Origin of the sequence: Desulfomarina profundi (assembly GCF_019703855.1) — a bacterium.
GTDB classification, from domain to species: domain Bacteria; phylum Desulfobacterota; class Desulfobulbia; order Desulfobulbales; family Desulfocapsaceae; genus Desulfomarina; species Desulfomarina profundi.
Genome location: NZ_AP024086.1, coordinates 2,396,268 through 2,407,810 on the forward strand (window position 1 = coordinate 2,396,268; position 11,543 = coordinate 2,407,810).

Annotated in this window: 10 protein-coding genes; 9 read left to right on the forward strand and 1 reads right to left on the reverse strand. The window is 45.3% G+C overall.

The window, feature by feature from the left end:
* Positions 1-443 precede the first annotated feature (443 nt).
* The 9 genes from LO777_RS11010 to LO777_RS11050 all read left to right on the forward strand — a co-directional run bounded on the left by LO777_RS11010 (position 444) and on the right by LO777_RS11050 (position 9,978).
* Positions 444-2,093 (forward strand): GspE/PulE family protein, encoded by a 1,650-nt coding sequence (locus LO777_RS11010; protein WP_228853957.1) that lies wholly within the window; start codon positions 444-446, stop codon positions 2,091-2,093.
* The gene (locus LO777_RS11015) at positions 2,093-3,295 is read left to right on the forward strand and encodes a type II secretion system F family protein (RefSeq protein WP_228853958.1); all 1,203 of its coding nucleotides are present in this window, start codon (positions 2,093-2,095) and stop codon (positions 3,293-3,295) included. Before LO777_RS11010 ends, LO777_RS11015 begins: the two co-directional genes overlap by 1 nt.
* Positions 3,296-3,415: 120 nt before the next feature.
* Entirely contained in the window at positions 3,416-4,381 is a 966-nt protein-coding gene (locus tag LO777_RS11020) for an ExeA family protein (protein WP_268907429.1), read from the forward strand.
* Positions 4,382-4,384: 3 nt separating this feature from the next.
* Entirely contained in the window at positions 4,385-5,854 is a 1,470-nt protein-coding gene (locus tag LO777_RS11025) for a hypothetical protein (RefSeq protein ID WP_228853960.1), read from the forward strand.
* On the forward strand, positions 5,851-6,327 hold the full coding sequence (locus LO777_RS11030) for a hypothetical protein (protein WP_228853961.1): 477 nt from the start codon (positions 5,851-5,853) through the stop codon (positions 6,325-6,327). The genes LO777_RS11025 and LO777_RS11030 overlap by 4 nt, the downstream gene beginning before the upstream one ends.
* Positions 6,312-6,836 carry a hypothetical protein gene (locus LO777_RS11035; RefSeq protein ID WP_228853962.1) on the forward strand — a complete coding sequence of 175 codons (525 nt, stop codon included), beginning with the start codon at positions 6,312-6,314 and terminating at the stop codon, positions 6,834-6,836. Before LO777_RS11030 ends, LO777_RS11035 begins: the two co-directional genes overlap by 16 nt.
* 4 nt (positions 6,837-6,840) lie before the next feature.
* The gene (mshL, locus tag LO777_RS11040; protein ID WP_228853963.1) at positions 6,841-8,397 is read left to right on the forward strand and encodes a pilus (MSHA type) biogenesis protein MshL; all 1,557 of its coding nucleotides are present in this window, start codon (positions 6,841-6,843) and stop codon (positions 8,395-8,397) included.
* Positions 8,394-9,140, forward strand: a complete 747-nt coding sequence (locus tag LO777_RS11045; RefSeq protein ID WP_228853964.1) for a tetratricopeptide repeat protein — start codon at positions 8,394-8,396, stop codon at positions 9,138-9,140. Before mshL ends, LO777_RS11045 begins: the two co-directional genes overlap by 4 nt.
* A gap of 166 nt (positions 9,141-9,306) precedes the next feature.
* A complete protein-coding gene (locus LO777_RS11050) occupies positions 9,307-9,978 on the forward strand; it encodes a type II secretion system protein (protein ID WP_228853965.1) in 672 nt (223 codons plus the stop codon).
* A gap of 276 nt (positions 9,979-10,254) precedes the next feature.
* On the opposite strand, the gene LO777_RS11055 is transcribed toward LO777_RS11050, so the two are convergent.
* On the reverse strand, positions 10,255-11,232 hold the full coding sequence (locus LO777_RS11055; protein ID WP_228853966.1) for a type II secretion system protein: 978 nt from the start codon (positions 11,230-11,232) through the stop codon (positions 10,255-10,257).
* Positions 11,233-11,543 lie beyond the last annotated feature (311 nt).

The window sequence follows — 11,543 nt, forward strand, 5'->3', positions numbered from 1 at the left end:
TTCCAAACCTGTACTAACACCGGATTCTGCCACTAATGTCCCAGGATGATATTTTTTCGGGCAGCGGCGGCCAGACGGGACTAAGCTTGGGTGAACATTGTGTAAATTTTGTTCAATCACTGGTAGTTGGCTCATTGTTTGTCTTCTCCGGTTATTCTCAAAATTGGCACAATGTTCATGAGAAATGCGGGATAGCAATTTTATCAGCTGCATTACAAAATTCACAAAACCGTCACGAATTCAAAATACTCTTTTGATCAATATTTCTCCTTCAGTTTTTTTTCTGTTCAAGTCAAAAGTATAATGATAAAGTAAAGTATTGGATTATTAGTGCTTTATCTTTCTCTCACCTTTTCCGGGAAAAACTGTTTTTAAAACCTGTTTCTTCCCCTTTTCCCGGTAACTTTTTTAAAATTTTTAATTAATTACCTTTATTACAGGCTTTGGAAAAACAGAAAAAACCGCAACTCGGCACACTCCTCAAAGAACACAATCTGGTCACTGAACAGCAGATTGAATTTTCACTCAGGGAGCAAAAGGCCACCGGAGAGAGGCTGGGCGAATGCCTGATGAGGCTGGGTGTTCTGACCGACACTGATCTCTCCCGGGTCCTTGCCCAACAGTCCAAACACCCGTTTATCGACCTCCGGGCATTCACACCGGACCAGAATCTCCTGGTCAAAGTACCATCACGTATTGCCAAGCAGTTTTCCTTTCTCCCTCTTTTTGAAGATGAAACAACCCTGCACATTGCAGTAGCCGATCCTTTTTCCGGGGTAGCTGAAGAACAGGCATACAGGGCGACCGGTAAATTTATCAAAAGTCACGTTGGCGGAGAAAGTGAGCTGAAGAAACTGATTGAACGGTTCTATTTTCTGCTCGAAAATCCCATCGAAGAAGAAATATCGCTGATAACCGGACGGTTGCGCCGCAACAGCAATGCTGATGTCAATGTGGAAAAGCTTGTGGATAATCTCCTGGGTTCAGCAGTCAGTTACAGGGTAACTGATGTTCATATTTCGGCCAGTGACATCACCACCAGGGTCATGTTCCGTGTCGATGGAGTATTGCAGCTGGCCCATGTCTTTCCAAAACCATTGCACAATCGCCTGATCACAACTCTCAAGGTTCGGGCAGGAATGGATATTTCCGAACAGCGAAAACCCCAGGACGGTCGCCTCTCTTTTGAATTTCTCGGCGAAAGTTTTGATGTACGTATTTCCACAGTCCGCACAAATTTCGGTGAAAACATGGTCATGCGGCTTCTCGCCTCCCGAGGCAGTTCCGCGTTCAGTATACGGGATCTTGGTTTTGAAACGGACAAGGTCCGGAAAATAGAAAAACTCTTTGGTCACCCCTACGGCATGGTTCTGGTGACAGGCCCCACCGGCAGCGGTAAAACAACTACCCTGTATGCTGCTCTGCGGGGCCAGGACGCCATAGGGAAAAATATTCTCACAGTTGAAGACCCCATTGAATATGAATTGCTGATGGTCCGTCAGACACAGGTCAATGAAAAGGCCGGCTACACCTTTTCCTCAGCCATCAGAACCTTTCTCCGCCAGGACCCGGATGTCATGCTGGTGGGAGAAATAAGAGATGAGGAAACAGCTATACTCGGTATCCGGGCTGCCCTGACCGGCCACCTGGTCCTCTCCACCCTGCATACTAATACCGCGATCGGCGCTCTTGCCAGACTCAAGGATCTCGGGATTTCTCCGTACCTGCTTTCCACCTCCCTGGTGGGAGTCATGGCCCAGCGACTGGTCCGAAAACTCTGCCCGGACTGTAGAATAGAAAAACAATATGATGAGCATCTTCTTAAAGCTTACGATCTGCCGGCAGACCATGTCTATTACACGGCAGGAAGCTGTGCACTCTGCAAGGGCAGTGGATTCCTCGGTCGGGAGTGTGTGTCAGAAATCCTGGAACTCAGCGATCCGATTCTGCGCTTGATAGCAGAAGATGCTCCACTTGGAAAGATACGTGATCAGGCGGGAAAAGAAGGTTTTACAGATCTCATGCATTCGGCCCGACAAAAGGTGATGGCAGGTGTTACAAGCCTAGAAGAACTGCAGAGGGTGATGGGATAATGGCATATTATCACTACACAGCCATGAACCAAACCGGAGACCTGCTCAAGGCCGAAGGTGAATTTGCAACGGTTGTTGACCTTTTCGACCAGCTGCAGAAGGACGGTCTGGACCTTATCCAATATCGTAAAAATATTTTTGGCAGAGGCTTTCTATCCAGCAGTCGTATGACACGGCTGCAGCTCGCTGAATTTTTCAGGAACCTGGCCCTGCTCCTGAAAGGAGGAGTTCCCTTGCGTGACGCCCTGCAGGACCTGATCAGTGGTCCGGGTCAACCTGTCATACGACGGGTTTTCAGCAGGGTTATAAAACGATTGGAAGAAGGAATTCTATTTTCAAAAGCCCTTGAAGCTGAAAAACGTCATATTCCCAAAATCCTCCTGCCTCTTGTTGCCATCGGGGAAGAAACGGGAGAGATGGACAGAACCCTGCTCAATGCAGCACAACACCTTGAAAAGGTGCATGAAATCATTTCCTCCACGCGCAGAGCCCTGACCTATCCCGCCTTTGTCCTCTTTGCCATGCTGGGAGCTCTGACCTTCTGGATGGTCTACGTCCTTCCCCAGCTTCTTGAGCTGTTCACCTCCATGGGCATGAAAGAACTCCCCCTGGCAACCCGGGTATTGATTGGATCCGTGAATATTTTCAACTCATGGTGGCCCGTTATTCCCGGCTTCTTTTTCCTGCTGTTTCTTGTTTTCCTGGCCAGTCGCAAAAACCGGAAACTTCACTACATATGGGATAATTTCTGGAGTTATTTCCCCCTGATTGGTGTTATTTTCAGATCGTCCCAGCTTGCCTTCTTCTTTGAATACTCTTCACTGCTCACCTCGGGTGGAATCCATATTATCCGCACCCTGGAACTGATGGAGGAATCAGTCAGGCACCAGGTACTGAAGGAAGGCATTCATAATATTAAAAAAGAAATAATTGCAGGTGATTCCATGTCGGAATCCATCTCAAAACTGAAATTTTTTGAACCCTTTGTGCTACGTATGGTCAAGGTCGGTGAACAGACAGGTAATATGCCGGAACAATTCCTGATACTTGCTGACTATTACATGAAAAAGGTCAACAATCTGGTTGAAATGATGTCCAAGACCTTGGAGCCACTCATTATCACTATTGCCGGTCTTGTCTTTCTCGTCATTATCCTCGGTCTTCTCGGCCCCATATACGATCTGATTACCACTATCCAATAATATGGAAAATAAAACACCTCAATATCTCAGCTGTTATAACCTGCACAAGGCCCCTTTCGGACTCTCTCCCGATCCCGATTTCTTTTTTCCGGCCCCCCACACCTGGCTGCCCGTGAAACATTGAAACATACCCTGCAGAGAGGGGAAGGTTTTATGGTGTTGATTGGAGAAGCCGGAACAGGAAAAACCCTGCTTGTCCGCATTATCCTGAAAGAAATGGACAGGAACAAGGTTCCTGCCGTCCTGCTCAGTCCGACCGTAAACCCGCAGGGACTTCTGCGCATTATCCTGACAGAACTGGGTGAAAAAACGAGCCGGGAAAATGACATGGCTTCGCTTCTCATGTGCTTTCAAAAAACCCTGCTGAACATGGCCCACAACAAAAAGGAACTGCTCATTATCGTCGATGAGGCCCAGAACCTGCCGATTGAAAGCCTTGAACAACTGAGAATGCTTTCAAATATTGAAACAAGCGATAGAAAGCTCATGCAAATTCTACTGGTCGGCCAGCCCGGTCTCGCAGAAAAACTCCAGGATCCCCTGCTGGGCCAACTCAATCAGCGCATTGTGATCAGCGAGAACCTGCGCCCCCTGAACAGGAAGGAAACTATTGATTACATCAACTTCCGACTGGCCCAGGCAGGGCAGGGAGGACTGCCTATCAGCCGCAGTGCCGGCAGGCTTCTCTTTAAAAACAGCCGGGGGATTCCTCGACTGATCAACAGGTTAATGGACAGGACCCTCCTGTTTGGCTGCGCCGATTCTTCCGTGAAGCTGACTGTCGGACATGTTAAAAAGGCCCTGGAAACCCTGCCGAAAACAGGCCGAAAAATGAATTATCTGCCGAAAAACAAGCTCCTTTATCTGGCCACTGCCGCCTGTTTTGCTGCAATTTTTTTTATTCATTATTCCAATATACTTCAACCGGAAACCAGTATAAAAAATCAGATAACCAACCTTCACACGGTCAATAACACTGTGAAAAAAATTGAAAACGAGGACGGATACCGTAAAATTACCATTCATGATGTCGTTATTCGCCAACAGGAACCAGAAACGAAGACAGCACAATCAATCCGGTATTGAAATATGGCACTGACACATTTAGCACTCTCTACAGGCCAGGGTAAATACCTCTGTACCGACGTCCGAAAAAAGAGCTCTCAATATATCTGTGCACCGGTAAGAGAGATTGAAGAATTCAAACCGTCAGAATTCAAAAAACCACTGCTTCTTGCATTTGCATCCAGCAAGGCACTGGTTCTAATGGAGAATTTTCCCCCTCTGGCACACAAGCTTCTGTTGATGCATGTGGAAAGACAATTGGAAAACCGGGCACTCATGGATGAGGGTGTCAAAAGTGCAATTACCTATAAAATTGTCGATACAAAAACGGAAAAAAAACTGCACAGCCTCGTGGTCCTCCCTGAAAACGATGTCTGGCCCGTGATAGAAAATCTCGCTCGACAACACATCTTCATCCATACCGCCACCCCTTCAATTGCCGCTCTGGGAGCATTGACCGCCCGATTTACCCCGGAACCTCTCATTGTCATCATGGCCCGGGAAAACAGCAGTGAACTGACTGCCTTCAGAAACGGCATCCCCCTGTACATGCAACCTTTTCCCATGACAGGCCCTGGCGAATTTGACGTTACCATGATAAATCATGCTATTTCAGTCTGCAGCCACGCCCTTTTTCGCGATTTCCAGATTGAAAAGGTACAACTCCTCCTCATGGGTGAAAGGAGAAACAGTATAGATATATCAGAAACAGGACTCGACTGCCTGGAACCTGAATGGAAATCCCTGCCGATCACCGCAAACATACAGTCGATCTGCAACTGGCCCGAACTGTATGGAACTCTTTTTGCCAGACGGGATTACAGTTATCTCCCCCCTGAATATTTTTTCTCACATAAAATCAAGAAGGTAAACAATTGGCTTGCAGCAGCCTGTACCCTGGCCGCCATCAGTCTGTCAACTCTTGCCTGGAACGCGTATCAACAGAATATTTCCCTGGAACAACAACTGACAAAACAGCAGATCGAGCTGAACGGGCGTATTGGAACCCTTCAGAAAAATCTGCCAGCTTCGGACAGTCTGGAACACCTGGAACACTACCTTGATATCCTCGCCCGGGGAGTCATGGAACCCCGACTTTCAAGACTTTTTGAAACCCTGGTACTGGCGATACCAGAAACTATCCGTATTGAAAAACTGACGGTGAGAAAGGCCGTGCCAGTACTCCCTTCAAATGCAATTGAAGAACCGACAGAAACGACTCTTCCCCCGCCTGGATACACTCAGCCCGACAGAAAAAAGAGTATAACTGCCGAACTGGAGACACCGGAAAGTAACCAGGAGAAATCTATGGTTATGGATATCACTTTTACCACTGAAGGAACTTATCGGAATGTGCGTGCCGGTTTTGAGAAAACAGTTACGAATCTTTCCGAATCATTTGATTTGAAAAATATTGAATGGGGATACAGGGAATCTGAGAAAAACGGCTACCTTAAAGGACAACTCTGGGTACAAAAGGAGGGAACATATTGAAAAGCCTTTTGGATCTTCCGAAAAAAACAACCGTATTCCTGCAACTCATACTTGTACTTTTTTTCAGCTGCAGTCTCTATTTTTATCTGCAGGAGGACAACGTATCCATACAGCTTCAACAGCTACAAATTCGCCTGATGGAGAAAGAACACAGAGTCACCCGGACAGAAGCACAATTACGTCAATACAAAAATGCCCTCGCTACCCGACCGGATATTTTGAATGTATCGGGAGAGATACAATGGGAGAAAGTGGATTTTTTCTGGAAAAACATTTCGTTCCGGGAACTGCTTCACCGACTGGACGGGGTCTATGCAAGGGAACGGACATTTACCTTGGAAACATTCACCCTGGAAAAAAGCAAAAAAGACAGGAACAATACTGACAGCACTGCCATTTCCAACCTGACTGACAGGCGGGAAGATGAAGTCGGTTTCAAACTCAAAGGTTATTATTTATGTCTCTGCCAATAGACAAAACCCTGTCCTGGCTGCGCATTGGCTCGGTCCCTCTGCTCCTCATCGCCTCATCCATTCCGGCTGTATGGCTGAGTTCCAGGCCCCAGGTTAATCCCGGAGTCCCCACTCCTCCCGTACCACAGTTCAGCATCGACCTCAGCAAGATAACTCATCCGCTGACCATAGAAGAGCAGAAAAACAGGGCTTTGGAAATTTACAGAGATCCCTTCAGTCTTTCTCAAACAGCCAGACCCACCCTTAACAAGGTCAATCTCCGTTCAATCCATCTGGACCTGGTTGTAATCAGTCCCAGGAAAAAGCTGTGCTGGATCAATGGACAGATGATGAAAGAAGGGGATAAAACGAATTATTATACGCTGGGAAAAATCGATACAAACGGTGTCTGGTACACAACCCGATCAGGAAAATATTTCCTGCGTACCGGGGAGAGTATACTCATCGACAACTCAGGTATTTTCCACACTGAAAAAAACAAGGGAACGGTTGAGCCCAAACCGGAATAATAAAATGCTTAAAAACTATCCTGTCCCGATACATCTTACCCTGATCCTGCTCCTCTGCTTCACCTTTGCAGGTTGCGGGCAGAAAAAGAAAGATTCTTCAGAAATTAAACCGGTTGAGCAAATCACACGGGTAACTGCCCCCAGGTCAGTCACTCCGCCGGTTCAGGAAAAACCTGCCGGGGACCTGCCTGCGCCAGCACCACGGTTCAAGAAACTGTCTCCCCTCGACAATGAACGACTTTCCATGAGTTTTATCCAGGAAGAAGCAACCCGGGTCCTCCAGGCTCTGGCCCATGCAGCCTCTCTGAACCTGGTGCTGTCCACAGAAATTACCCTGAACCGACAAATCACGGCAGAGTATCAGGAGATGACCATCCGATCCATTCTTGATGCTACCTGCCGGATGCTCAATGTGGTCTGGTATGAAAAACATGGTACCATTTATATAGAACCTTACGCCCGGAAAATGCTTGATCTCGATTTTCTCGCTTCCGTCAGAAAATCAAGTTTTAAAGTTGGCGGTGATGTCCTGGGGGTGAGTTCCGGACAGCAGAACCAATCCACCTCATCTCCCCTGTCCGGGCATTACGGTATTGAAGGGGGTGCCGATGAGTCTATTTCCGACATTTATGGTGATATTGAGAAAACGATTGGGAAAATGATAGGCTCCAATGGCAGTTTTGCCATCAACAGGCAAACCGGAACACTCATGGTAAAAGCCCGTCCAGACACCATGGAGGATGTTGAACAGTATATTGCAATTCTCAGGAATAAATATCGACGCCAGGTCCTGATCGAAGCAAAAATTATTGAAGTCGGACTCAGCAAAAAACACCAGCTTGGTATAGACTGGCGAAATGTCGGTGGCCTTATATCCAAACATGCACTTCTCGCTTCATCCGGGGCCACAGTCACAATTGCCCCGAGTGTCAGTCAGACAGACTCGTTTTACTCCATGAATATCAGTTCAAAATACTCCAATATGAACGGGATCTTCAGGGCCCTCGAAGAATATGGCACCCTCACAGTCCTTTCCAATCCGAGACTGAAGACAATGAACGGCCAGGCAGCCATGCTCAGCGTCGGTCAATCTGTCTCTTACCTGAGGAGTTTTGAACAAAACAGTGAAGGTACCGGCGATAACCGGACAACCGATTTTACAACGGAGATAGGCTCTGTTTTTGACGGTATACTGCTCGGAGTCACCCCGGTAATTGAAGATGACGATATGGTTTCCCTGCATATTGTCCCCATTAAAAGCGATCTCGTCAAACTTGAGACTGTTTCCTTCGGCTCTCTTATCTCGCCATATCAACTCACCCTGCCCACTGTCAATCTCCGGGAACTGTCAACAGTTTCACGAATTCATTCCGGAGACATCGTCCTGCTCGGCGGATTGATCATGGAGTTCGACGATAAGGAAGAGACCTCGATTCCCATTCTGTCGGACCTCCCTCTTTTCGGCAGACTCTTCAGCATGGAAACAAAGGAGAAAAAAAAGGTGGAGATGGTTGTTGTCCTGCAGGTTCACATTGTTGATCAAAACAGAAAGGACCCATGAGTAAACTATTTGAAGCACTGCAGATAATTGAACAGCAAAGCACACCGGAACCATTTACGCCAGGGAATAACCTTGCAAAAAAACAATCTACCAGACCTTTTAATACAATTTTACTGATCCTGATTTTTCTGTTTGTCACTGGAGGTGTTGTTCTCTATTCTCTGGATCTTCATACAGGAACCTTTTTCCGAGGCGATACCTCGGTTCCCCACCTGCAGGAAAACATGGTGCAATCCTCCGTCAAACAAAAAGAAACAAAAAAAACAGAAATAAAAACCAGTCTATCCGATACAGACAATTTTCATGAACCATATAACCCTTCAAAAATTCAAATTAACCCTGTAGAGGTGAAAAAACAGCAACCAACAACCACTTCCCATCAGAAAATAATAAAATCACTACCCGAAAAACTTAAAGTTCCAGTTTCTCAAGTTGGTTCGGTCACTCAGCAGCTTCAAAAACAACAGAATGAACTGAAAAAAACCGTTCAGCAATTACTTTATCAGGCTGAAGAAAGAAGAAAAGAAGGAGATATGGAAGCAGCGGTTATACTGTATCGTCGGGCCTGGAAACTCGAAAAATCTCCGGAAACAGCCAATAATCTGGCCGCGGGGCTTATCACCATGAAAAATTTTAATGATGCTTACAAGCTCCTTCAAAAAGCTCTTGCCATGGCTCCGGATGACCAGGATATCCAGTATAATATTAAAATCCTGAATAAATATCTTACTGAAAGAAAATAACAACAATCAAATCCACCCTGATTGAATAGTCAGTATAACATCATTCAGTGACATGACCTGCCCGTAATTCAAAAAAACAATTAAAAATTTGAATTTCAGATCTCCAGACCATATGATTAGATATTGGCTAGTATATATTAATTAATCCGCAACTGGAGAAAGGAAAATGAGAACGACCGGTATGAGCTCACAAACTCACAAAAAAAAACATTCAATTCTAAATAACAACAAAGGCTTCACCCTGATTGAAATAGCTATTGTCCTGGTTATTATAGGCCTGATTCTTGGATCAGTATTGAAGGGAAAAGATCTTATCAACAGTTCAAAACAGAAAAAATTCTATACAACTTTTCTTAAAACATGGCAACTCAGTGTGGCATCATATTATGACAGAACCGGATATATGTTAGGTGATGGTACTATCAACGGAGGAACTGCAGCGAATCCAGACGGACATTTTGACAATATTTCCGGTGCAACTTTTGGTGCAGCCAACGGAATTGATGCCACATTAAAAAAAGTCGGCCTTGAAGTCTTTAAGGGCAACACCGCAAACAGTGGTCAGTACAGTTTTGAAGGCGCTTATAGCGGTACCAGCACAATAACGCTGTACCTATATTACCTGACCAGCCACACTGATGGAAACGCTGCCAATAGATTATATTTGACCAATGTGCCCACAGATCTGGCAATTGCACTGGATAAAATAGTAGACGGACAAATGAATTCCGTAACAGGATCATTCAGGCAATATCCTGACAATACGGATGCCACCGGTGCATGGCCTGATGCAAGTACCACCCGTACAGTTAATTGCTCTTTGTTAATTGATCTTTAGTGAAAATACAGTGAAAAACTTCCCGTCCTGCGGGACATCCGCCAACAACACACTCTGCTCCTTTTGAACCCACTGATAGAGTTCACTATAATTAAAGTGCTCAAAAGGGGCAGGGCACACTTCAGACGAACGCTCACGAATTCCGAAAATATTCTGTATGGGATGTTTTTTTCGCAACCCGCAGTGTGGAAGGTCACACCGTCTCAGGCAGATTTTCATTTGTTTATCATACCTGAACCATACGATCCAATCACAAAGTCGTCAATGATTCCAATATCAAGGAATCGTCAATATCACTTTTCCATCAAAAGGTGTTCCGGTTGTACAATTTGGAATTGCAAAAGTACTATCGTTAACATCACATTTGGCAAGATCTTCAAATCCAACCTGCCCGGTACACCCATCACTGGTTCCGTTATTATAATGAATCACCTGTCCTGAAGACACCGTAACTGCGTTGAGACCATCTGCTACTTTGCACCCCTCGTTATCACTGTACCAAACCAACGCGCTGCCAGTCATGGTAACATCTATGGTCGTATTTTTACTGTTACAGAGTTTTGCGGATATCTCGCCAAAACTCAGTTCACCCGTCAGATCATCACGATTTACAGTTATATCAAACGGATTAGCAGACATTTCATATTCTCTGCGACCATCACGTCCGTTCTTCGCACCAAAGACATGATCTTCCCCGCCACTGCAGGTATATGCCGCAAGGTAATATCCCTGCCCCGGGGAACCGATCCGTCCATCATCTCCATCCGTGGTATCTGTAACACATACCAGGTTACTTGCTCCACAGGCAGCATTTGACGGACTTCCATACCAACTGTATAAATTCTCAAGCTGATAAAGAGTTGAACATAGATTCCTGGAATTCGTAGTCGTAAGAATATCCGTAACATCATACCCATAAGGTATGGACCAGGTATCCTTACTTATAGAGCTGATACTCAAATCAATAAAAGGAAGCCCACAGGGAGAATTCGCACAATTTGAAGTCGGACAGTTCTCGCTGCCATCACCATCTGTATCAGGACAGGGAAGCCTACCATGACTGAAGGCATAAGTGATTAATGAATTTTTTATTACCGTTATGTTTGCCTTTTCTTTGACTATTTTACCTGTCTTTCTGACACTCTTCATTATCCCGATACCCACCGTCATCAGCAGGCCGACAATTACCAGAACTATACTTAACTCAACCAGGCTGAATCCTTCCTCACCTGACATTGTTTGTTTCGGATACATAAATATTTTCCATTTCTTATAATCAGATAAAAATATCTTCCTGCAGTCATCCAAAACAGACCGGAGACGTCAACGTGCAAAAACACCCGGCATCTCATATATTGACAATTGTATATTCTGTGAATGACCAGGTCCCTACGTTACACTGCACCTGATAACAGTACCGTATCAAAATTTCGAAAATGTACATAAACTGGTCAGATCATGAGATGAGAAATAATTCATTTAAATAAAAGTGTATGTGTTTGAGGACAATTATTCAAATGAATATTCCAAAATATCAAGACGTTCTCTGATAGGGAAATCAACTA

Coding starts and splice junctions, on each gene's coding strand:
- LO777_RS11015 (WP_228853958.1), top strand. CDS start 2,093: ATGGCATATTATCACTACACAGCCATGAACCAAACCGGAGACCTGCTC.
- LO777_RS11045 (WP_228853964.1), top strand. CDS start 8,394: ATGAGTAAACTATTTGAAGCACTGCAGATAATTGAACAGCAAAGCACA.
- mshL (WP_228853963.1), top strand. CDS start 6,841: ATGCTTAAAAACTATCCTGTCCCGATACATCTTACCCTGATCCTGCTC.
- LO777_RS11035 (WP_228853962.1), top strand. CDS start 6,312: ATGTCTCTGCCAATAGACAAAACCCTGTCCTGGCTGCGCATTGGCTCG.
- LO777_RS11055 (WP_228853966.1), bottom strand. CDS start 11,232: ATGTATCCGAAACAAACAATGTCAGGTGAGGAAGGATTCAGCCTGGTT.
- LO777_RS11025 (WP_228853960.1), top strand. CDS start 4,385: ATGGCACTGACACATTTAGCACTCTCTACAGGCCAGGGTAAATACCTC.
- LO777_RS11050 (WP_228853965.1), top strand. CDS start 9,307: ATGAGAACGACCGGTATGAGCTCACAAACTCACAAAAAAAAACATTCA.